This window comes from Candidatus Nitrosocosmicus sp. FF01 (genome assembly GCF_047711275.1).
Classification (GTDB): Archaea; Thermoproteota; Nitrososphaeria; order Nitrososphaerales; family Nitrososphaeraceae; genus Nitrosocosmicus.
On sequence record NZ_JBLNIG010000002.1, the window covers coordinates 370,184 to 393,471 of the forward strand.

Genomic DNA, 23,288 nt, shown 5'->3' on the forward strand with positions numbered 1-23,288 from the left:
CGCGCGACTATTGCATCTACATACTATCCTTTGTTATCTACAATTCTTAAAACGATACATTGTTGTTATGTAATCATTTTCTTATAACAATTCTTAATTTTGTATGATTAACCACAAGAATTTTGATTTGTCAGCTTATTGATATTGAGTTTATTTGATATTATTAATACCCATTTTCATTTCAAGGACTGTTAGATATTGCAAAATATTCAAGGTAATAATGAATTAGAAAAATAGTAAAGGCATCAATTGGAAGTTCACGTGGGGAACCTTCTCATGCATTTGTATTAAACCCAAGAATGGTAAGATAGAAATGAGTACCGAGTTTCTATATTGTTCAGCTTCATCACTACGGTCTTTTTATATGGTGATATAATGACATTCCTAGTGAATTCGATGACTTGAGTAGTACTTTTAGCATGAATGTGGCCTTTTACTATTTTTCTCTGATTCAAAGGAATCATGCCTATTTTTCATTAGAGTCTGAGTGTAACAATATATCCACTGAAATATTATTTATTTTTGGTCCAGATTATCATTTCTAGTAATCATAGAAGCTTTAGATAGATTCAAAATTAATAGAAGGATTTGAGAATGATATCAGTCTCGGAAAAATTTCAATTATTTGATTATTATTTATATATCCAACACGACCAGAATTTATGATATGTAATTAATATTATCTTTAGTTTACATTTTTGCTGTTTTATCGACAGTTTATCAATGAAAAATAGACAGGTTTTCATAACGGACTGGATTTATATACTAAATTATCCTGACCCTTCATTTAGAAGTTCACAGCTAGTGAAATTGTCGAATGACTTGATTTTATCGATACCTAATGGTAGCAGAGGAATCAGTGGTATCAATCTCAATTATTTGGTAAGTAGCAAAAATAATCTTTTAAGCATTTTTTCTATAAGGAAATATGAAGATACTAGACAAGAAACAAAAGGAAAAATTAGCAAAAAAGCTACTTAAAGAAGGGAAAACAACAAGAGAAATCTCTCAAACGATCCATTTATCCTTTAGTGAGATTGGTAAAATTTCCCGTAAATTAGACGGAGAAACCGAATCTCAAGGTAAATCTACTAGATCTAGGGCATACCTCATGTTTTCAAAAGTAAATCGCCCATACAGGTTTCAATTAATCTTGACATAGGCTTTAACGAGGTAAGACAATACTACTCTGAGTATTTGTCACTTAAAGGTATGAATGATTTTGTAAGCATATGTTCAGATTATCAATTCTTATTGCCATTTCTTGCTGAAATAGCAAGGAAAATGATAAAAAAGGAGTTATTTGAATTAGATGTTAATTTTTTGATAGATGGTCTTGGTGATTTCAAAATCTTGAAAGATAGAAAAGACCAAACCCAGCATCAAGTCAATTTATTGACCGTCCAGCGAGAGGATTTATTAAAGTTTTTACAATAAAACAACCATCATCAGACAGATATTGATGCCTAAATCATTCACTTTGATTTTTGGTTTAGATAGGATTTGACTGATTCTAATAGCTCTAAATCTACTGCGTAGAAAGGTGAACTCATGTTAATAGTACGATAGATACGATCGATTTTCGATAGTTTATATGTATATCAAAAATGTTATTTGATCTCAAAATGTAAATGACGTTGAGATATTATATAAAACCAAAATCCTTTCAGACTTTATAGTTGGTAGCCTTCGTATAAAGAGGAATCTTTTTAAAATTTTTTTACAATATTATAGACGATAAGGATGAAATTAGTATATTTCAAATCGGAGGGAATCTCATAAATTGCCAACAGTTCAACATTTCGAAATACCTGCAGATGATGTTGAAAGAGGTCAAAAATTTTATAAAGATGTATTCGGATGGAATATGGAAAAAGCAATTAGTGGGGGAAATCCTGATCAAGATTACTGGATGTTTCAAACTCGGGATGAAAAAGGCAATAGAGGGATCTCAGGCGGAATGATGAAACGACAATCTCCAGATCATAAAGTAACAAATTACATTACAGTATCATCCATTGATGACTATACTACAAAAATAGAACAAGCTGGAGGCAAAGCTATAATGCCAAAAATGCCTGTTCCAAATATGGGTTATATCAGGATCTATCTGGATTCAGAAAACAACATGTTTGGATTATTTGAAGAGAAAGAAGGTTAGTCCGGCCATAAATTCTCTTTTATAATAACAGGTTGTTTAAGTGAAAGAGATGTATTTCTGATAATGTACGAGTTGCCTGGGAATGTTCCTAATTATTGAGTTCATAAATATTGTGATTTAGAAAATAAAATAATAATTCTACCTGTTTACATGTAAATCTACATTGTATTAATACAAAAATTGAAGTTTCTTGGTTATTAATAGTTATATATCCAAAACGGTAATCACTTTGGGACATGGACAGTAAAATCAATAATTGTTTGGATTCATAAACAAATTAAAAGTTTAATAAAAATATTATTATTTTAAAATGCATATAGCAAACACATCATTACAAGTAATCTTCTGTAAACAAAAAATTATTGATAATGGTATATTTTGATGTGATTTAGATTTGTATTTCGTCTCTTGTTCCGTCTGTATTGTACCGATATACTTTTCCATCTTCTTCCCCTAATGTTTTCTTGTGTGAACCATCACAAAATGGTTGATTATCACTTAAACCACACATACAAATCCATTTGCTGACACCTTCAAATTTCACCTCTACAGGACCCTTATCTTCTTTTTTGACGTATCTTACCATCTTGTACACAACTACAGAGCATGTTATAAAACATTCTTAAAACTAAAGCATACCAGTCTTTTCTGATGAGTATATTACAAGATAATAATTTTGATACTTCCCTTTAAGTATAGTTGAGATTTGATCATTCTAAATAGCAGATTTTAGACCAAAGATCTGATGAACCATATCTTGCAATATAACAGAATTAGTTTGATTGATTGTCTTGAATGTTATTATTTTTATTTGTAGAATTCTTGGATATTTTTCTTTCAAAATTCCAATCCCGATGGTAATTCTCGCTTCTTAATTTGAATCCCTTAAATATATCGAAATAAGTTTGTTTGATTTTCTGTTGTCTTTCAAAATCAGACTGTATCCATAAAATGTCGAACATCGAAGTTGACGATGATACTCTAGCATCTTGAATAAAAAAAGAAATTGAGGGGTGTATTTCTTCCTCTTGAGCTAATAGTTGTTTTTCGCTAATATACGTTACTTCTGCCAAAATAACACTATCTACAATTATTGATACATACGAGTGAGGAATTTTTTTGAAAAGAAATTGGTACTGATAATAAGGTCTTGTGCCAAGTCCTCAGTTTATACCTTATTTCGTCCTTTAAAGCATTTTGATCTTCTTCTATATGAATAAGTATTTTTACTGTTACTTCCTTTACCAACATCGCAGAAATCGAATGAAGAAGTTTACTATCATATATACTCCAAAATAAATCAGTAGTAGGAATTAAAATCAATATCTGGTCAACACATGACTCCATGATGCGAAAGAGGATCTGAGACGAATTGACATTAAGATTAGATTTTGCTTCATGTTTCAAAATGATCTCTTTTACGCACTTTTCGATTTCAATTATTTTTTTTCTCTATCTGAAATTGAATTATTCCACAAATTTTCAAGCAAAAGAGTTTGGTGATGCTTGAAATTCAATAGATTCTATTTTATTCTCTTTAGTGGTATCTTTAAGTTCATATCCCCACTTCCTTAACCAATCATTTAAATCTCGAAATTTTGGTACCTTATCCGTTGTCAATTCTGCTTCATTTTTAGCTTTATTTTCAACCGTTGTCTTCTTGTTATCATTACTTGGGCTAGCATCAGTTGTAGTCTCGGTTTTATTTGATGTAGACATTTTTGCTTATTTAGAATAAATTAGAATATTATCTAAAGCATGATTTCAATCTCAAAAATGAGAATATGTCTCTAATTTAAGTTGTAGTCCATTCCTCAAATAATTATATATTGTAACGAAATATCTAACAGTTTATACGTTAAGCATTCAAATTTGCTTGATAATAGGAGAACCAAGATAATTGATACTAATGTGATATTAAACATACAAGTACAAACAAACGTGAACGAGCTGGTATTGATTGGACCAGGTTTCAAATAACGCTATTTTCTCCTCTCCCTCATTCTAAATTATCTATTATTAGACTAATGATATAGACACATCCTCTGTTTCTGAGGTAATATACTGCAATCAAGGATCAGTTTATGCTAATCATATTATTTAATTTTGTTCCAGATTTCATGTCCTTGTTCTAAATTTTAATAATCGCCTTTATTATTAGAGTATCATTTGATCGATACTTATCGAAATTCAATAACGGGAAAAACTAATTCAAGTGATTGATAAGTTTTAATGAAAATAGAGTAAAAAAATAATCTTTCCACGTGAATTGAGGCATAAATTATCATAGCAGCTAAGGTAGAAAATTAATAGTCCTTTTACCATATTAATTTGTACTAATATTTGGTTAATCCGTACTAATATTTTTATAAAATATCCATAATTTTTGAAATATTTATATAAAAGGAAAACGCAGTATAAATGATTAACTATGGGTAAAATGGCTAAAGAGATAGCTGGACCTGGTGTTGAAGGTACAGTACAGATGCTAAAAAAAGCATATGGAGCCGAACTGTCTGCATTTCATTACTTCTGGTATGTGTCACAAAACATAGAAGGATTGGGAGTGTTGGAAGCAGAGTTTTTTGAAGAAAGAGCAAAGGAGGAGTTAGGTCATGCAAAGAAGGTTGCATTCAGGTTGATGCAATTAGAAGCTCAACCCACAGATGAACCATCGCAATGGGAGCAGGATAGTGGTCTTGGTAAGCTTCAACCATCACGATATCTAACACTTAGAAGCGCATTGGAAAAAGCACTTGAATTTGAAAGAGAAGTGATCAAGCACTATAATGATTTAGCTAACAGTGCTAATGGCAAAGATCATGGTACATATCATCTTGCTTTAGAACTATTAGATGCCGAATTGGAAGACGAACAGAATATTGAAGACATTCTAAAAAAACTAGAGATCTGATAGAAACAATCCTTTTTTTAAATAAATAATAAATTTTTAAACAGAAAAATTTGGTTGCGGAGAATAATTTACAAATGCAGATTAACAGATTCTATATAACGAGTTTTTAAATTTCGGATCAATATATAATATGTTCAATAAATTATTTACCCGAACTTGGATATAATTTAGGTTCGTTCTTTAATAAACAGAATTCTAGTCCTAATAGCACGTTAGATCTTCCCCTCTTTTATGGTAATAAAGTATATTTTGATTGATAATATTATTTTTCAGTCCCAATTTTGAAAATCATGGTTAATGTTAAATAAAATCGTTCAATAAATTCCAACAAAGTTACAATACACTATTTGTTAACTTTGAAGTAGTAAGGAAGGCTACAATCATGACATAAATTCACACTAATTCTTGAAATCAGGTATAACAAGATCATGAGTAGGTTATCCGTACCTAAAATGACGCCTTTATTACTATTAGTTTATGAATGTCAGATCGATATCTAATAATTCAATAGGTCTAATAGGCTTTGTTGCCATTAATGATACAAGTGTATATCATGGATCCCCTTGATGTCATATTGATGTCTTCATTTCAATCGATCTTTTTCACAATAAGATATGAAAAATAAGACGAGTCTTACGAACTATATATCAAGAAAGGATTTTGAATTTCTATTGTTGAGCCGTTGTATTGTTACCGTCATTCAGGTTAAATGACAATGCAACATTGTTACCAGAAGATTTAGAACACCATCTTCAGAAAAGACTTCTTTAGATTGTCCTAAATTGATATTATGATAATCCCTGGGTAGAGTTATTTGATTTAACTTTGCAAACGCATCTTGGATACCAGTATTCAAGTTTAGTGAACTAGCAAATTTTAGAGTAGTAGATAAAATAATTGCTACTGCAAGAATCATTGATTTATTTTTATTGTAAACATGTTAGTTGCGTTTTACATCTATTATCTTTATTATTTGAATTACCAAGCTAAACTGTTAAATTCTTCAGTTATCGAAAACGAAAATATTTAGATATTCGAATATGTCCTCGAACTAAGTTATCACATACTAAAAATTACAACTGATAGTAGAAACCCCAAGATAACAAACTTTTCTTACCATCATTGGCTACAAATCTAATAGTATACTTGAATATCAAGAAAATTGTGCTATTCTATTCTTATAGATAAAATATTAGATAGTAAGCTTCTATAGATCAGATTCAAAGTTTGAAACTAGAAATTAGCAACAAGATAAATGAAATACTCAGACACATGATTATCAATTTAATGATCTCAAATATGTAATAAATTAGTTTTAAGGATGAAAGCCTGTATGTTTTCTCAAGAATTCCAAATATTTGTTTTTACAATTCTTAGAAAGATATCATAGACATGATCTGTGTTTGCATTAGGGTTGGTATTTTTAGTTCATCATATCCTTAGGTTTAATTACTCCTAATTTGCCATTTCTATAGTCTTCAATTGCTCGATATATTTCTTGTTTGGTATTCATAACGAATGGCCCATATCTTGCTATCGGCTCATTGAGTGGATTGCCTGCAAACAGAAGGAATTGTAAAGGTTTGGTATTATTTGAAGACGACTTGATTTCAATGCTATTTCCATCGTGTTTGAAAAGGACTACATTTCCTCGTTTTCCAGGTATGTGATCCGTTCCAAATAACCCTTCACCCGAAATAATATAAGCGAAAACACTATAGCTACTTTCTAGTAAATGTGAAATTTGAGATCCTGGATTTAAACTAAAGTGCAGATACTGAATAGGAATTTTAGTATTAACTACTGAAGAAACATTATATGCCCTGCCTGCAATTACCTTCACTTGCCCGCTGTTGTTAGGCAGTTTGACAACTGGTATTTTTTCAGAGGGAATATCTTGATAGTATGGATTTATCATTTTATCCTTCTTAGGCAAATTCACCCATAATTGAAATCCGTGCAATCTACCACCACTTTTTCTAAATTCAGCTTCTGGCATTTCAGAATGAATTATCCCTGACCCCACAGTCATCCATTGAACATCTCCCGGCTTTAGTTTTCCGAAATGGCCTGAGGAATCCTTATGTTCAAATACTCCTTCTAGCAAATATGTTACCGTCTCAAAACCCCGATGTGGATGGTCTGGGGCCCCTTTTGCTTCACCGGGTTTGAAATCCATTGGACCCATCTCATCCAAAAGCAAGAATGGATCAACATACGAAAGAGATCTAGTAGGAAAAGATCTATTGACGATAAACCCTTCACCTTCCGTTGTATTTAGACTATTTATGATCCTCTCTATAGAACGACTGTTATTATCACCCATTGTCCTTTGCTGTTGTATTCCTTTCACAATACTATTTACTCAATCCAATATATAATGATAGTAGTAATTTATTACTTAGTTAGTTATTAGTATCGCGGCAACTCAAGTATGGCGTAATACTCTGAAATCATGATTCTTTTTCATAAATTCAATTATAATCTTTTAAAATTTTATATTGGAAATGTCATCATATATTTAAAAAGGAAATTGATATGAAAGGAGAAAAATGTGATGTAGTGGATATATGGCAGATTCTAGGGAAAAGATGGTCACTGCACATTTTGAAGAACTTGAGTACAAATGGAACAGTTAGATTTAATGAATTGAGAAGACTGATACCAGAAATTAGTAGTACTGTTTTGTCACAAAGATTGCTAGAGCTTGAACAAGAAGGACTAATAACAAAGAGAATTTATTCAGAAATTCCAATTCGAGTCGAATATAGTTTAACTCCCAGGTCAAAGGACTTGGAGAATATTTTACAGCAATTGAGTAATTGGATAGTCAAATGGAATGCACATGAAAAGAAAAAAGAACCTAAAACCTTTCCCCAAATGTCTAAATCATAATTTAGAAACCATTCATTCATATTAAAGGAAAAGTAGAACTAATTTAGATAGTTAGTATCCTTCTTTTAGTAAATTGTTCTGGATCAATTTACCATATCTCTGTTAATTAGGATATGATATAAAACTTATAACCAATATAGCAGATATATTTTTGTTAAGATTTATTCATAAACTTAATTAGTTTATAAAAATGATCTTGATTGCTGACAAAATCATGCATGAACGTAGAGTATTGACTTTTTTTACTTTTGTATTGATTATTCTTTCTTCAATTTATTCATATGATATTCAATTTTCTTATGGAGCATATGCAAAAGCTCCCCTATCACCCACAGGTCCAACTGTAAATGACGATGCACTTACGGTTGAAAAAGTAACAGAAGGCTTGGATTTTCCAACCAGTATGTCATTTATTGCTAATAATGATATATTAGTTACTGAAAAAAATACTGGTTTGGTTAAAAGAGTTCTGGACGGAAATATTCAGGATACACCGCTACTCGATGTCCCTGTAGCTAATGATATTGAACGTGGCTTATTAGGAATTGCGGTCTCGAAGCAAGTAGACGGCAAGCTATTTGTGTTCTTATCTTATACTGAATCAGCTAATGGCGAAGATGGGAGCGATGTAGACGATCAGGTTGATCCATCTGGAAATAGACTTTATCGTTATGAGTATGTGGACGGTCATTTGATTAATCCACTCTTGTTGTTAGATCTAACCGCTACTCCCATTAATTTTAGAGGGGAACATAACGGGGGCAAAATTTTGATAGGTCCTGATAACAATGTTTACTTTATGGTTGGAGAAGTAGGCGGACATAGGACTCAGGCCCAAAATATAATGGATGGCCCAGGACCTAATGGACTAGGAGGTGTTCTTAGAATCACCCAAGATGGTGGGATAGTAGATTCGGACAATCCGATTTTCGGTGATGGTTTACCACTTAATATATATTATGCAATGGGTATACGCAATAGCTTTGGAATGGACTTTGATCCTTTAACAGGGAATTTATGGGATACCGAAAATGGACCTACCATTGCAGATGAAATCAATTTGATTGTACCTGGGTTTAATGGAGGATGGTCGCAGGTTCAAGGCTATCTGAGTCAAGATTTACTAGACCGAGGAATATCCTCAGAAGATGAACTTGTGTATTTTGGAAATGGTAAATATAGTGATCCTAAATTTGTTTGGGTGACTACGATTGGTCCCACTGCATTGAAGTTTCTAAATTCGGATAAGCTAGGTAAGGAATACGCAAATAATATGTTTACTGGAGACATCAATAATGGTTTATTATATCGATTCACATTGAATGAAGCACGGGATAATATTTTAATAAATGATACATATGTAGGAAATGTTGAAGCACTATCAGATAACCAAGTGGATGAAACAACTGAAAATCAACCATTAATATTTGGTCAGGGTTTTGGCGGAATTACCGATCTTCAAGTAGGTCCAGACGGGTATTTGTATGTACTAAGTTATACAGGTTCAATTTATCGAATATTACCATTATCTGAAAGCATTGCTCCAACAAATCAACAAAACTTATCGGAACACGATGAATCTCAAAGCACTGATTCTGTTCCGGTTATTATTTCTGGGATCAAAGGCAGTAAATCCTATTCTCCAGATCCAATAAGAATTGATTCAGGGCAAACTATAACATGGTACAATGGAGATACAGTATCTCATACAGTGACTTCAGGCCAAGATAACGATCCTGATGAAGGAGCTTTATTCGATTCTAACGCTATTATAGCTAATCAAAAGTATAGCCTTACATTTGAGTCTCCGGGAGATTACAAATATTATTGTATTTATCATCCTTCGATGATTGGCGAGGTAGTAGTTGAATGAGATATGCACCTATTTTCAGATACATACGATGCTATTAGTGACAGGGATCATATTACATTTCTCCCATATCTCAAAGCAATAAGGAAAAATCAATAACAGGGTTTACTGTGAATTGTTTATCTAACGAATTTATCATATACATATAATTAAAAATTAACTGTTATTGTGAGATTATCAATATCATTAATTTCGAATTTTATCTTACTTATTATCACTTTTTATATACTTTTTTCTTTCGTGACTGAATATGAAATCAAGGAAGTAGTTAGTATCATCAATAAATCGTCGCCTACAACAACAAAAAATCCATCTGTTTTGATCAATACTACAAAAGTATCTAATTGCATTCCAAATGAGATTCGCTCTAAAAATGTTAATTTGAATTCATCAACCCCTTCTGAATTACAACCAAATAGCATATAATCGGATGACAATAGAGGGATCTGTAAAATCCTTAATATCTCAGATTCGATTTCTTGTTCAGAATACAATGGAACTAAATCGAAAATACCATGTGAATTGGATAATATTGACGAAAATCAACTAAAATTATCTAATTTTGGCGAAGATGGTCATTTATTAGCAGATACAAAATTTGATCAACAATATTCATTGGATATAATCGATCCTACTAATATAAACAATAAATTTAGAGTAACTATGGACTTTGAAAAACATACACAGGGTGATAGCAATGATATTAATTCGCCACGATTAGAGATTGTAAGAGAGGATTTGAAAGGAAATCCCAACATGTCCGCTGCAAAAAATCAGGAAATAGCGTGGCAGGGAAATATACATGAATATTTTGAAGAACCTAAAGACAAATTTGATAATGAGACATACATAGCACTTCAATTTAATACTGGACGTCATGGAAGTAACGAGAATGACGAAGAAAGGGACTTTGGAGTGTTATTTGACGTTTCTGGTAGCAGCAACCCGAATCTCTTAGAATACAGAGATAATGGTAAATATATAAAATATGATTACAACACCATAAAGGAGTTTGCCCTCGATGGTTTTATCTTCCATCAATTAGATCATAATGGTAATCCCAAATTCATAAATAATTTAACAAACAGAGAAGATGTAGAATTAAAAGTAAGAACATTCTTAACTGATAAAAATACACGAATGATTGAAACATTCGTTGATAATGGTTCAGGTACGGATGTTCCATATTGGTCATTAAGTAATCTTACAAAATTAAAAGATCAAGAAGAGATTGATAATGAAAAGGGTTTCATAGAAACAGTAAATCAAGGGTCTGGATATGTTATAGCTCGAACAGACAATATAGATACCAGACCTTCGTCATTTAAATCGTTCGCTTTTAATTTATGAATATTTTGGAATTAGCCTTATATTGATTCAATTAACTGCCAATTCAACAGCTAAATATATTCAGATTACTCTTAGTTGATATTCTAGTTCTGATATTCAAAATCAAATATCTCCTTGGAATCGTATTACCATATTGATCCAAAAATAGAAATCTCATTATTGGTTAATGCAGGAGTAAAACGACTAATTTTTTTACTCTACTCTGTTTAGTTATTTATATCTAAACGATCCTAGTTATTTTTTTGTATAGTACATAGTTAAGATTAACCTTTTATTCAAAAAATGAGAGAGCAAACTTCCCCAAGTTGAAAAATTCATTGTTGTTAAGCAGTAAGATAGAATAATAGTGGCGTTGTCTTTCACCTCATCTTAAACTCAAAATTTTATCTTCGCTTAGTTGCAACATTGACCTCATAGACAGGCACCGGTCCAAAAATCGAATAATTTATTTTTAATTTTATTATTTCTAAAAAAAATAAAGATCAATAATCTTATTTACCATTGAGATAAATTCAATTAATGAGCGAATCGACCAAGTTTAATTATTCAATAATCAGAGAAAATTCGATTAATAATTTTATCAAGGACCTATTAGAAGACAGAATTGAGTTTGATTACTCAAGAAGTATCAAAGAGGATAAAAATGAGGTTTTTAACGCTGCAATGGATCTAAAAGAAAAAATAATTCCATATTTAAATGTAGAAAAAGACTATGCCAATAAAGAATATCACAAACTCCAAGAAAATATATTTTCATGCTATTTAAGCTTAAAAATTTTTGGAGTAATTCGTCCAAAAGCCATTTAAATTTTAGGAATTCTTATTTTGAAATCATATCTCAGATAATAGTGTATTTTGTTTGATATAGGCCATGCATATGACGAAGCTTTATAATATTAAATTATAACATTTATCTACAGATCAATATTATAATGGCCTATGATTTTTCAGATTGAAAAAGAAACAGAGCATTTTTAGAAAAGAAATAGAAGAATTTCAGTTCTTTCCTTTATTAAATGTCGCCCAATGGGACCGATGTGTATTATCAAATCTTCATTCGGGCCAAGTGGCTGCAACAATGCCACCAGTCGACATACAGGATTTTATTGTTTATGATAGGAATAGGAAAAACATATCCATAAGGATCGTGAGACCCGCTGATAGTACGGATAAGAATCTTCTTATAGTGATGCATTTTCATAACGGTGGTTGGGTACTTGGCGGGATAGACCTCATGATAAACTAATAAGGGAATTATCTAATTCTGTTAATGACAATAGTATTTGTTAACTACAGTAAGTCTCCTGAGCCAAAATATCCTACAGCTTTGAAAGAAGCTTGTGATTCATTGAAATGAGTTTTAGAATACTCAAATTCACCTAGTTTGGATCCTATATGAGTAGCCATTGTTGGAGATAGTGTCGGAGGCAAATTGGTAACTATCGTTACTATGCTTGGCTAAAATACATGAGACCTAAAATCCTCTATCAAGTCTAGGTATTTTCAATAACAAAAGCAATTTCTGATACATAATCTTATCAAGATTATCAAAATGGTTTTGGGACAGTTATGTTTCAAACGACACAGATCTAGGAAAATTAACAGTTTCACCATTATTAGCTTCGATAGAACAGCTTAGTAATTTACCTCGCGTATTTATAATTTCAGACGAGTTTGATATCTCAAGAGATGAAGGATAAGTTATGGCGCATAATTAATGAGTACATGATTACTTGTTACTGTTTGTAGATGCCATAAATCTTTTCATGATTTTGTAACGCTAAATGACGTATAGAAAACTTCGGCGGTAAAAGGCATACTTGAACAAGCATTCCTCAGGTTAAGAAAAATACCATGAAATGAATAAAGATAATTTCAATTTCTATATTCTAACTACAATGGGAAATTCACAAGGTTTTGATCATTAAATTACAATTACCATTTTGATTAGATAGAGCGATATTATATGGAGGTATTTGAGAATATCTTTATTAGGATGACAAAGAGATCGAACTTTAAATATTAAACCACACGTAAGAACAAACCACATTGAATCAAGCATCTGGTAATAATCATATTGAGCCTCATATTAAAGAAAGTAATTACATTAGAGATGTCGTTTTTGGTTTTGGTGATGGAGTCAATACTTCATTAGGAATAGTTGCGGGAATTGGAGGTGCGACAGTTGGTGTAGACATCGTAATTTTAGCAGCAATAATTGGTATGTTTACTGGTGCCAAGGCTATGGCTGTACAAAATTATCTCGCAGTAAAATCACAAAGAGAGATTTTAGAATCGGAAATTAAGAGAGAGGAATACGAAATTGAAAACAAGCCAGAAGATGAAAGAAAAGAAATTGAAAAAATATACAGGGATAAGGGTTTTAGTGGAGAGGAATTGAATATGGTGGTAAATAGAATTACCTCAAATAAGAAAGTATGGTTAAAGACCATGTTAACGGAAGAACTGGGTCTAAATCTAGATATCATAGGCAATCCACTCAAAGGCGCAATAGTCATGTTTATATCATTTTTGATTGGTGGAGTATTACCGATATTACCATACTTTGTGGTTAAAACTAGTTTGATTGATAACTTTACAGCTTTAATGGTGGCAATTTCGATTAGTTTGACTTCATCTTTTATAATAGGTGCGATCAAGGGCAAGTTGGCAGAAAAAAGCTGGATAAAAGGGGGATTAGAAATGTCACTATTGGGAACAGGTATTGCGTTACTCGGCTATGGGATAGGATCTGAAATGAATAATCTAGGAGTAGTCAATTTTGAATGATCTTACATTTCATAAAAATTGAATATTTTAAAATGTACTATACATATCTTTTTTTCAACTTTTTGGCTAGCTTCAGACCTATTTTTGGGATCGATGCAAGTTCAGATTCTGAGATAGAAAGCAAGTCGTTAGGAACATGAATCCCAGCGTTATAAAGGGATCGTGCTCGAGCTCTGCCTATGTCTTTGATCTGAACTAGGGGAACAAGATCTCCTTTTACCCCATGTTTAATTCTATTTTCCAGTGAAAAAATAATTGGCAATAGATCATTCCTATTAAGCAATTTAGAAATTTCAAATAAACATACGATTAGCCATTGAGATACTTCGACTATTCTGTGAATATCACCTGGTTCTACCCCAACTCTTTCATTAATCCTTTTTTCAGTTGATTCATTGATCCATTCATATAAAGTCCAAAGACTTCGGGAGCAGTCCATTATATCTACATCCGTAAAAAATTCATCATAATTGTTATAAAATAAAAAACTGAATTCTTCAAGATCTTGTTTTCTAAAGGAAAATTTAGGATAAAAATCAGGACAAGTAGTAATTACATGGAGAAAGCCAAATACATTGGTTGTATTGACAGATTTCGGCTTTATGTCATTAATGATGTTTCTAAATGATACAGCAGTTTCAGGGTTAAGATACAAATTCGAAACTAATTTTCCAAACGCAGTTACCTGATAAGTATTATTTTTCAACTGAATTAAATTTTCGTCTATAAAATAATCCAGTGATGAATCTATTCTATCAAAAAGGGAGGAATTATTTTTATCCTGAAAAGAATAAAATGTTTTAGAGAATAAATCATAGATATCGTCTAAATTAATTCCATGAAACGAAGCAATTACTCCGAGTAAATGTATTTTGATAGATGTAATATTTCCAAGATTTGATGACAAAGGTTCAGGAATTCCCAAAATATAATGGTCATATAATTCCTCATATGATGTCCGTGAATCTGAAATGATTATGGATTCTCCATATGTATCATACTTTGGTCTCCCTGCTCGACCACAAAGTTGTTTATATTCAAGTATACTTATGGGCACTGAGGCACCGTATACAAAATCATATCTGGTAACATTTGTTATAATAACTCTGCGTGCAGGAAGATTTACTCCTGCAGCCAACGTAGGCGTAGCAAATAAAGATTTTATTATTCCATTCTTAAATGCTTCCTCTACAACTCCTCTACTAGTTAGACTTAATCCAGCATGATGAAATCCTATTCCACAAGATATTAGTTTTGATAAATTTTTTGTCAAATCAGTGTCATCACCCTCTTCCAAAATTTGTTTAGAGACTTTTAAAGCATTATTCTTTTCGTTTGGTGACAATGTTTTGAAAACAAAATCTGAAACTTTCTTAGCAAGTGAAACAGCTCGTTTTCTTGTTTCAACGAAAACAAGATTTTGTCCTCTATTTTTTAAAGAATCCATTATCAGATCGATGGTCATAGACGCGGTATCTTTACCCGATTCAGAAATATTGAATTGAGAATCGTTATTGTAATATATTGTTCCATCTGAATATACTCCTTCTATTAATTTAGTTGGTCTCCAAGAACTTTCAACTAATTTTGATTTGAGCCATGTGGCAATTTCAGCAGCATTAGTAATTGTAGCACTCAAACCAAGGATTTGAGTGGATGGATAGTATTTCTTTATTTTTGTCAATACCATTTCTAAGACTGGTCCTCTATCTTGATCACCAATAAGATGAATTTCATCAGAAATAAACAACCCCACATTGGCAAGCCATGGAGCATTCTGTCTAAGTATTGAGTCGATTTTTTCATTGGTCATAATTATGATATCGGAAGAACTTAGATCTGTATTTGAGGTGTTAAAATCGCCAGTACTAATTCTTACTCTTATCTTTTTGGTAAATATACCAGATCTATCTATAGAAGCAAAGTCCAGATATTTTTCATATGCTAAAGCCCTTAATGGTGTGAGATACACTATTTTTTTATTTTTTTCTAGCGCCTTAATTGCAGCTAATGCGGCAATTAGCGTTTTCCCGCTTGCTGTAGGAGTGGTGATCACCATGCTAGAATGATCCAACAACCCATTATCAATTGCCAATTGTTGAGGAGGATATAGAGAATTATATCCAAGAAATGAAAGGTAAGCTGAAATCCTGTCGTCACTCAACTTCCATTGCATATATAAATTACAATTATGTTACATTACTACATATTAAATTCTTTCATTGATTCAAAAAGAAACCTGTAAGCACATTTGAATACGAAAGAAGATAAATAGAATATAGATATTTGAAAATAGATGATATGATTATTCTGATTACTGATCGATCATATTTCCTGTGATTCGAACAGATATCAAAATATAATAATCGAGCTTATACAACCAAGGTTATTTTATTATAATTGACTCTTAAAATTATTAATAATTAATAAGAAAACTTTATATTATTAATAATTGTATTTATGTGATATGCAAGATGGTTGTGGATATTTATTCTCTATTTGTTTTGCCATTTTAGCTATGACTATTATATCTCTATTTATTCAAGATTCTGCTGCGACTTCTAATTCATCGAATAATAATGGTGTTCCTGTTTCTGATCCTAATAATTTGAAATCAACTTCTTCGGGTAATACCGGTCTAAGAATTTTTGCATCATTTTACCCAATATATGATTTTGTTAAGAAGATAGGGATGGACAAAGTTGACGTTTCAACAATAGTACCAAATGGGGTAGAGCCTCATGATTTTGAACCTACTCCTAAACAAATAATCGAGTTACAGAATGCAGATTTAATTTTTATTAATGGTGCTGGTTTTGAAACTTGGATAAACGATATAACAAATTCTAATATCGTAGATTTAAGCAGCAACATAACAATAGAAAAAATAAACTCTAGTCCCAATCCACATTTTTGGCTTGATCCGATATTGGTAGAGTCTATGGCAGAAGAAATTTATAATAAGTTGGTCTCGCTTGATCCAGACAATACAGAATATTATCAAAACAATTTAAAACAATTTGATGATAGCCTCGAACTGCTCAATTCTGATATTAAGAATAATTTCACTGATTGTGTATTGAATGACTTTATCGCATTTCACGATGCTTTTGGTTATTTTGCAAAAAGATATGGATTAACACAACATGTAATTGGTGGTATGTCACCTGAGATGGATGTCAATCCCCAAAAGCTAACGGAATCCATAAAACTAGCAAAACAACTACACATAACTACTATATTTTCAGAAGATAATATTGAACCCAGACTGTCGAATACCATAGCTAATGAAATAAGAGGAAAAGTTTTGATATTAAATCCAATTGAAATGATTACACAGGAAGAACACGATTTAAAAGAAGATTATTTCTCAAAAATGTACGATAATCTAAACAATCTAAAAATCGCCCTAGAGTGTAAAAAATAGATGCTTAGAAAAGCAGCATGAATTAAAGAATATACATGTTTGAAGTATTTCAATTCGAATTTATGCAACGTGCCATGCTATCTGGCATAGCAATAGCTATTAGTTGTTCTTTAATTGGATTGTTTCTAATATTGAAGAGATTTTCCTTATTTGGCGACGCAATGTCTCATGTTGCCTTTGGTGGAATCGCATTAGGGCTATTCTTAAAATCAAACCCTATTTGGATATCGTTGATTGTCTCAATAATTGGAGGACTGTCAATTATAAAATTGAATTCTAATAAGAGAATTTATGCTGATTCATCAATCTCTGTCTTACTATCCTTAGGATTAGCTATGGGATTGGTACTAATCAGTTTGTCAGGAGGTTTTTCAATCGATATCACAAGTTATCTTTTTGGAAGCATACTTTTAGTTAGTATCGATGAAACAATTACCACATTGATTCTTAGTTTAATTGTTATAGCATTTGTGATCTTTTTTTATAAAAAATTGATATATCTTGTATTTAACGAGGAACAAGCAATAGTGAATGGAATTAATACAACTGTATTAAACATCTTATTTATTATCTTGGCCACTGTTGCAATAGTAATATCAATTCGATTGATAGGAGTTTTGATGGTTTCATCACTTTTAATTATCCCAAATGTTTCTTCATTGCTACTAGGATACGGATTTAGAAAAACTATAATATTATCCATATGCTTCTCACTGTCATCCGTAATAGTAGGAATAATATTGGCTTATGAATGGAATATTACACCCAGTGGCATGATAGTAATAGTAGCTGCAGCAATATTCTTTGGGGTAAATATATTAAAACTGTTAACGTCAAAGATAAAGAACAGGTCATTAGGAAAGGTAACGAATTCTTGATACTACTTATTATACTTATTATACTATGACCCGATATCATTATTTACCAGTTTAACTAGTACGGTTTTTGACTAAATGTAGTAAATTAGAATAATAACACCATTGGTATAAATGATCAGCCTTGGAATTGAAAAAATCTACTTCGTTAAATTGTACGGTAGGGGATGGTTTGTTGACATGTTAAATCAAGTATGATCCAGAGATAACTTTTACTTTTAACCCTATATTAATAAAATAGGATTATGGATCGTTGAAAATAAGAGATGAAAAAATACGGATAAATGTAGATACATTCGATGGATTGAAAGAATGGAAAAATATTAAAGATACAGGATATATTAGATTCGATTCGATTATCAATCCTTTCAAAAGCATTATAACCTATGTTGACAGGATTCAAGGACCAATGAATATAATGAAAATTTTCCGTATCATGGATTATCACTCCATCCATGCAGGAATATATCCAGATGGTTCTACATCCTGGAAAAAAGAAATCTGGTTTATAGGAGGATATACAAAGTAAAAAGTCGGTACTCAAAGTAACAGATTCATTGATAAACAGATGAATCCATTGGAATATGGTCATGTATAATATTATAATGATTAAGCCATAAAAATGGAATCATACTTGGATAGCTCAAATTCCAAGCATTGGTTCAAGGTTTTTGAGATAATGGATAATGGTGGATGGTATGCAAGTAGTGTTGACAAAGTTTATTACAGTGTAAATTGCGGATCCAAGGATCATACAGTTTTAAATTCCATTCACATTGTCATATTTCGTGCTGACAACGTAGCATTGAACTTCAAGAACTTGAGTATTAGAGAAATAGAAACGTCAATAAAAATGATTGAAGGGTGAATTATTAGAGATATCATCATAACTTGAAGAAAACAAATATTATCAAAAACATAATTAATAAAAACATTGCCAATCATAAGCATTTCACTGAATGAAAATATAATCCAAGAACTAGATAAGCTACAGAAGTTTCTGGGATTTTCAGGCAGATCAGAAATTGTAAGGGCTAGTGTTAGAAACCTACTTCTCGAAGAGAAAAGAATTGATGAATTATCAGGAGTTCTACATTCGGTTTTACTAGTAATACATGATGAAAAGTCTGATCAGGAAATCAGTGAAATCCGACATGGATTTGATAAGATAATCAATACACATATTCACAATAAGATCGATAAGGACAGATGCCTTGAAATATTTGTTCTTTATGGAGATGCAAAAGAAATTAAAAATATTACTAAAAAATTTCAAGGAAATAGAAAAATGGACCAAGTAAGATTAGTGGTAACATAGTGTTTATTTTTATGGTGTGAAAGCCATAAGTGGGATTTGAACCCACGGCCTAAGGTTTACGAAACCTTCGCTCTGCCAGGCTGAGCTACTATGGCACTTAAGAATGAGCGTACTGGTAATTTCTAAGTATTAGAATTATTAAAAAGTTAAATAATAATGTATTTTTTTTAATCTGTGACTAGATGCAACATACATGAAAATTTTTTTGATTGGAACTGTATTGATTGCAAAGAAGAGTATAAAGATTTAAAAGGGACTAATTCAATTGATGAAAAATCACAGACTGAATGTAGTTGTGATGATAAAGCAGATAAAAGGGACGGTAATTACAAAGAATTTACAGAAGAAAGAGCTAAAAAACTTTATGAAGAAATTTTTTTGCAATACTTAAGGAAAGGTAATTTAAATGAGGAAGAGTGTATTGAGCGCTCAAAGAGTATAATAAGAAAACAATGTTCATTGCGTAATATCGAACCATGGTCTTGGGTATGACGTTTTGCTCAAATACAAAATCAAATAAAGGTATCTAAAGTTAAACCTAAATATCAAAAAAATTATCTAACTTTATTGTCGTCACCTAATAATCAATCTACCAATATTTTACAGGGAAGTTTAAATAAAGATATACTCCTGAAACTAAAGGGAAAGAGAACTATCAAAGGAAAATTGAAAAGTTTTGACCAATATATGAATCTTACATTGGAAAATGCTACAGAAGTTTTCGAAGGAGACAAAAGTCAAGAAATGGGAGAAATATTCATCAAAGGTGAAAACATTGTCATTATTGCAACTGACTGATTAATCGATAGAGATCATGTTATTTTAATTTAACAATAATAAAAATTATTTAAAGCTATCCCTATCTTTGGCACATTCAATGATTTCGGAGTCAGATAGGTAATTGTCTATGCTAAAGGCTCTATCGAAACATTCAGAGATTTCTTTAGAGTGTTTATTATCTGTTTTCCCATCATTGTCCTTGTTATCATTATTCTCTATCTTGTCACTCAGAGCATAATTATTGAGGCTATTTTGAGAAAAACTATCCCTATCTTTGGCACATTCAATGATTTCGGAGTCAGATAGGTAATTGTCTATGCTAAAGGCTCTATCGAAACATTCAGAGATTTCTTTAGAGTGTTTATTCTTTCCTTCTAATGAGTTCCCTATGTCATCACTCTGAGTGGAAGCAGGGATAGGAACAGTATTGGGATATTTGTTAATTGTGGTATGTAAAGATTGAAATGAATAAGGATTAGAAACTGGTTGGTTGATACTTTGTTGTTGTAATCCTGAAAAGGTGGATGGGTTGTCTTGAGGCGGTGATTTCATAAAGGTGGATGGGTTGTCTTGAGGCGAAGATGTAAAGGTGCTAGCGTAATTACTATCAATTGGATTCGATGAATCGGATGTAAATATAGACATGCTATCGTCACTAGTAGTATTATTTTTGGTTTGAAATTCATGATAAAATGGATTATTCTTACTTAGATTGTATGGATTATGATTATTATTAGAAGGAGTAGAACTAGAAGAGGCTGGAGTGGTATTACTATCTGGATTATTATTAGAAGGAGTAGAACTAGAAGAGGCTGGAGTGGTATTACTATCTGGATTATTATTAGAAGGAGTAGAACTAGAAGAGGCTGGAGTGGTATTACTATCTGGATTATTATTAGAAGGAGTAGAACTAGAAGAGGCTGGAGTGGTATTACTATCTGGATATGTGGAATTTATCTTACTTATCTTATCCGTGCAATTAGAATTTACACCTATAAGAGCACTAGTCATCATACTCGTTATACAATCAGCAGTTTGAGCAATTAGTGAATTATCTGGAACCAAACTAATTTGTCCATATGAAAGATTAAAATCTGAACCATATATAGTTGTAAATGATATCAATAAAAACATCACCAAAATAGGATTGATTTTATTTGCTATGTGCACAGAAAAATAAAACAATCATACTTTATAATGAGCACTTTAGATTTCTATTATTGACTTAATAATATATCTATTATACATAATTAAAGTAGATTTTTTTTACGAATAGAAGATGCGGATCAGATCAACATAAAATATGAATTTTTAGTTCATCAAAATGCATGTTCTTATATAAACCCATATAAAATTCGTATTCATAACGCCACAAAAACAAAATTATGCTAAACTTTATCTTACTATCTAGACCGATATTATATATAGACAAATAATCAATATTAGAATAATTGTTATTGCCTTATCTTGAAGAGCTAGTAATAGGCACCATTGTTGCATCTATCATTGCATTTTTGATAAATTTAGCTATAATGCCAAGGTTCATAATATTTCTAAAACTTAAAGGAAAGGTTGTAAATGACAATCATAAACCAAATAAACCAAAAGTTCCAAGACCTGCGGGACCGATATTGTTATTAAGCATTCTCATAGGAGAACTTATATTATTTTTCATTACAGGAAATATCGAGATAATTGGCATATTACTCACAACAACTATAGCTTTCATAATTGGGATTATTGATGATTTCAAGGTAATGCCAGGATGGTTTAAGCCAGGAGCACTAATTTTAGCTTCCATACCATTAATATTTTTTCATATATATGATAATGAATTAAATGTGATCTTTGGGAGTGTCTATATTCCAATATTGTATATTCCTTTGATACTAATATCAATACCATTAGCTGGAAATACTGTAAATTCTATTGACGTATTTAATGGTGTAGCAACAGGATTTTTAATCATAAGTATGTTTCCAGTTATAATTAGTACTTTTTTATTTGGAGATCTAGAAATTCTTATGTTAGAACTACCCTTTTTGGCTGCTTTGTTGGGATTTTATTTCTTTCATAAATATCCTAGTAAAATATTTCCAGGAGATTCAGGCACTCTAGTTATGGGGGCAATGTATGGGGCATTGGCAATTGCATCTAAATCTGAAATCATAGCCATAATTGCCCTGCTACCTGCTATAATGAACTCATTTTTATTTTTAAGTAGTGTAAAGAAAATTGTTGAACATAGAGAGGTTAAATCAAGACCAACCATACTCAACGAAGATTTTACTCTGCAAGCGTCAAAGGAGAAGAATGCACCCATAACTCTAGTCAGGCTAATTCTACTCGATGGTAAACTTTCAGAGAAAGAAATAGTTATAAAAATATATAAATTAGCAATTTTTTCCACATCTCTTGCAATAATAACAATATTAATACAATTCTTAATAACCATGAAGTAAAGTAGAAGTAAACATGAATTTTTTAGATTTAAGATTTTTCATATTATTTATGTGGATTCTGGTAATGAGTGCATGTCTTTTTATTATTTTTATTATTGCTCCAATTAGTAAATATCAAACTAATGAAAATGATTCGTTATTGCTTCTACAAACTTCCGTTCTGCAGGCGACTATTTCAGTCATCATAGTCGGGATCTTGATATTAATACTGAATAAATTCAAGAAGATATATTTATTTAGAAAGATAACTAATAGGGAGAAAAATTAATCTACTTCTGCATTATAAACTTGAATGGGATTAGAAAATCCTTTCTGTTCTGTAAAATTCCAAATTTTTCCACATATTGAGCATGTTATTACATTCTCTTTTGACGAATATTCTAGTCTATAATGACTACAACGTATTTGATATTCGTATTTAAGCGATTCCAATTCCTTAATCGTAT

At 31.3% G+C, this 23,288-nt stretch carries 26 protein-coding genes and 1 tRNA gene; 19 read left to right on the forward strand and 8 right to left on the reverse strand.

What is annotated here, in order from left to right; translation table 11 throughout:
- The first annotated feature begins 723 nt into the window (after positions 1-723).
- The 3 genes from ACMT7R_RS07385 (at position 724) to ACMT7R_RS07395 (ending at position 2,161) form a co-directional block, all read left to right on the forward strand.
- Positions 724-981: a hypothetical protein gene (locus ACMT7R_RS07385; protein WP_415310978.1), complete on the forward strand. Its 258-nt coding sequence runs from the start codon at positions 724-726 to the stop codon at positions 979-981.
- A gap of 216 nt (positions 982-1,197) precedes the next feature.
- Entirely contained in the window at positions 1,198-1,437 is a 240-nt protein-coding gene (locus tag ACMT7R_RS07390; protein ID WP_415310979.1) for a hypothetical protein, read from the forward strand.
- Between the two features lie 346 nt (positions 1,438-1,783).
- A complete protein-coding gene (locus tag ACMT7R_RS07395; protein ID WP_415310980.1) occupies positions 1,784-2,161 on the forward strand; it encodes a VOC family protein in 378 nt (125 codons plus the stop codon).
- Positions 2,162-2,549: 388 nt separating this feature from the next.
- Here ACMT7R_RS07395 and ACMT7R_RS07400 read toward each other — a convergent pair whose 3' ends face one another.
- The 3 genes from ACMT7R_RS07400 to ACMT7R_RS07410 form a co-directional block, all read right to left on the reverse strand.
- Positions 2,550-2,747 (reverse strand): CDGSH iron-sulfur domain-containing protein, encoded by a 198-nt coding sequence (locus tag ACMT7R_RS07400; protein WP_415310981.1) that lies wholly within the window; start codon positions 2,745-2,747, stop codon positions 2,550-2,552.
- 187 nt (positions 2,748-2,934) lie between these two features.
- Positions 2,935-3,234 (reverse strand): hypothetical protein, encoded by a 300-nt coding sequence (locus ACMT7R_RS07405; protein ID WP_415310982.1) that lies wholly within the window; start codon positions 3,232-3,234, stop codon positions 2,935-2,937.
- Positions 3,235-3,643: 409 nt separating this feature from the next.
- Positions 3,644-3,880: a hypothetical protein gene (locus tag ACMT7R_RS07410; protein ID WP_415310983.1), complete on the reverse strand. Its 237-nt coding sequence runs from the start codon at positions 3,878-3,880 to the stop codon at positions 3,644-3,646.
- Positions 3,881-4,601: 721 nt separating this feature from the next.
- Between ACMT7R_RS07410 and ACMT7R_RS07415 the strand changes: the two genes are divergently transcribed.
- On the forward strand, positions 4,602-5,075 hold the full coding sequence (locus ACMT7R_RS07415; protein WP_415310984.1) for a ferritin-like domain-containing protein: 474 nt from the start codon (positions 4,602-4,604) through the stop codon (positions 5,073-5,075).
- Between the two features lie 1,423 nt (positions 5,076-6,498).
- On the opposite strand, the gene ACMT7R_RS07420 is transcribed toward ACMT7R_RS07415, so the two are convergent.
- A complete protein-coding gene (locus ACMT7R_RS07420; RefSeq protein ID WP_415311656.1) occupies positions 6,499-7,401 on the reverse strand; it encodes a pirin family protein in 903 nt (300 codons plus the stop codon).
- Between the two features lie 212 nt (positions 7,402-7,613).
- Between ACMT7R_RS07420 and ACMT7R_RS07425 the strand changes: the two genes are divergently transcribed.
- Positions 7,614-7,970, forward strand: coding sequence for a winged helix-turn-helix transcriptional regulator (locus tag ACMT7R_RS07425; protein WP_415310985.1), 357 nt, complete (start codon positions 7,614-7,616; stop codon positions 7,968-7,970).
- Between the two features lie 214 nt (positions 7,971-8,184).
- Positions 8,185-9,843, forward strand: a complete 1,659-nt coding sequence (locus ACMT7R_RS07430; protein WP_415310986.1) for a PQQ-dependent sugar dehydrogenase — start codon at positions 8,185-8,187, stop codon at positions 9,841-9,843.
- Between the two features lie 218 nt (positions 9,844-10,061).
- Here the strand turns inward: ACMT7R_RS07430 and ACMT7R_RS07435 are convergent, their stop codons facing one another.
- A complete protein-coding gene (locus ACMT7R_RS07435) occupies positions 10,062-10,334 on the reverse strand; it encodes a hypothetical protein (RefSeq protein WP_415310987.1) in 273 nt (90 codons plus the stop codon).
- Positions 10,335-10,362: 28 nt separating this feature from the next.
- Here ACMT7R_RS07435 and ACMT7R_RS07440 point away from each other — a divergent pair, with 28 nt between their 5' ends.
- The 5 genes from ACMT7R_RS07440 to ACMT7R_RS07460 all read left to right on the forward strand — a co-directional run bounded on the left by ACMT7R_RS07440 (position 10,363) and on the right by ACMT7R_RS07460 (position 13,980).
- Positions 10,363-11,190 carry a hypothetical protein gene (locus tag ACMT7R_RS07440; RefSeq protein ID WP_415310988.1) on the forward strand — a complete coding sequence of 276 codons (828 nt, stop codon included), beginning with the start codon at positions 10,363-10,365 and terminating at the stop codon, positions 11,188-11,190.
- Between the two features lie 519 nt (positions 11,191-11,709).
- Complete coding sequence (locus tag ACMT7R_RS07445) at positions 11,710-11,997, forward strand: hypothetical protein (RefSeq protein WP_415310989.1); 288 nt, start codon at positions 11,710-11,712, stop codon at positions 11,995-11,997.
- 145 nt (positions 11,998-12,142) lie between these two features.
- Positions 12,143-12,436 (forward strand): hypothetical protein, encoded by a 294-nt coding sequence (locus tag ACMT7R_RS07450; RefSeq protein WP_415310990.1) that lies wholly within the window; start codon positions 12,143-12,145, stop codon positions 12,434-12,436.
- Positions 12,437-12,722: 286 nt separating this feature from the next.
- Complete coding sequence (locus ACMT7R_RS07455) at positions 12,723-12,890, forward strand: alpha/beta hydrolase fold domain-containing protein (RefSeq protein ID WP_415311657.1); 168 nt, start codon at positions 12,723-12,725, stop codon at positions 12,888-12,890.
- A gap of 349 nt (positions 12,891-13,239) precedes the next feature.
- On the forward strand, positions 13,240-13,980 hold the full coding sequence (locus tag ACMT7R_RS07460) for a VIT1/CCC1 transporter family protein (protein WP_415310991.1): 741 nt from the start codon (positions 13,240-13,242) through the stop codon (positions 13,978-13,980).
- A gap of 37 nt (positions 13,981-14,017) precedes the next feature.
- On the opposite strand, the gene ACMT7R_RS07465 is transcribed toward ACMT7R_RS07460, so the two are convergent.
- A complete protein-coding gene (locus ACMT7R_RS07465) occupies positions 14,018-16,156 on the reverse strand; it encodes a DEAD/DEAH box helicase (RefSeq protein WP_415310992.1) in 2,139 nt (712 codons plus the stop codon).
- A gap of 342 nt (positions 16,157-16,498) precedes the next feature.
- Between ACMT7R_RS07465 and ACMT7R_RS07470 the strand changes: the two genes are divergently transcribed.
- The 5 genes from ACMT7R_RS07470 to ACMT7R_RS07490 all read left to right on the forward strand — a co-directional run bounded on the left by ACMT7R_RS07470 (position 16,499) and on the right by ACMT7R_RS07490 (position 19,600).
- A complete protein-coding gene (locus tag ACMT7R_RS07470; RefSeq protein ID WP_415310993.1) occupies positions 16,499-17,407 on the forward strand; it encodes a metal ABC transporter substrate-binding protein in 909 nt (302 codons plus the stop codon).
- Positions 17,408-17,442: 35 nt separating this feature from the next.
- On the forward strand, positions 17,443-18,285 hold the full coding sequence (locus ACMT7R_RS07475) for a metal ABC transporter permease (protein WP_415310994.1): 843 nt from the start codon (positions 17,443-17,445) through the stop codon (positions 18,283-18,285).
- Between the two features lie 250 nt (positions 18,286-18,535).
- Positions 18,536-18,811 carry a hypothetical protein gene (locus tag ACMT7R_RS07480; RefSeq protein WP_415310995.1) on the forward strand — a complete coding sequence of 92 codons (276 nt, stop codon included), beginning with the start codon at positions 18,536-18,538 and terminating at the stop codon, positions 18,809-18,811.
- A gap of 105 nt (positions 18,812-18,916) precedes the next feature.
- The gene (locus tag ACMT7R_RS07485) at positions 18,917-19,150 is read left to right on the forward strand and encodes a hypothetical protein (protein WP_415310996.1); all 234 of its coding nucleotides are present in this window, start codon (positions 18,917-18,919) and stop codon (positions 19,148-19,150) included.
- Between the two features lie 66 nt (positions 19,151-19,216).
- On the forward strand, positions 19,217-19,600 hold the full coding sequence (locus tag ACMT7R_RS07490; protein ID WP_415310997.1) for a CopG family ribbon-helix-helix protein: 384 nt from the start codon (positions 19,217-19,219) through the stop codon (positions 19,598-19,600).
- Between the two features lie 21 nt (positions 19,601-19,621).
- Here the strand turns inward: ACMT7R_RS07490 and ACMT7R_RS07495 are convergent.
- Positions 19,622-19,695 (reverse strand) — tRNA-Thr (locus tag ACMT7R_RS07495).
- 79 nt (positions 19,696-19,774) lie between these two features.
- Between ACMT7R_RS07495 and ACMT7R_RS07500 the strand changes: the two genes are divergently transcribed.
- On the forward strand, positions 19,775-20,092 hold the full coding sequence (locus ACMT7R_RS07500) for a hypothetical protein (protein WP_415310998.1): 318 nt from the start codon (positions 19,775-19,777) through the stop codon (positions 20,090-20,092).
- A 75-nt stretch (positions 20,093-20,167) separates the two neighbouring features.
- The gene (locus ACMT7R_RS07505) at positions 20,168-20,398 is read left to right on the forward strand and encodes an LSM domain-containing protein (RefSeq protein ID WP_161486129.1); all 231 of its coding nucleotides are present in this window, start codon (positions 20,168-20,170) and stop codon (positions 20,396-20,398) included.
- Positions 20,399-20,443: 45 nt separating this feature from the next.
- On the opposite strand, the gene ACMT7R_RS07510 is transcribed toward ACMT7R_RS07505, so the two are convergent.
- Positions 20,444-21,550 (reverse strand): hypothetical protein, encoded by a 1,107-nt coding sequence (locus tag ACMT7R_RS07510; RefSeq protein WP_415310999.1) that lies wholly within the window; start codon positions 21,548-21,550, stop codon positions 20,444-20,446.
- Between the two features lie 287 nt (positions 21,551-21,837).
- On the opposite strand from ACMT7R_RS07510, the gene ACMT7R_RS07515 reads away from it, so the two are divergent.
- Entirely contained in the window at positions 21,838-22,842 is a 1,005-nt protein-coding gene (locus ACMT7R_RS07515) for an MraY family glycosyltransferase (protein ID WP_415311000.1), read from the forward strand.
- Positions 22,843-23,288 lie beyond the last annotated feature (446 nt).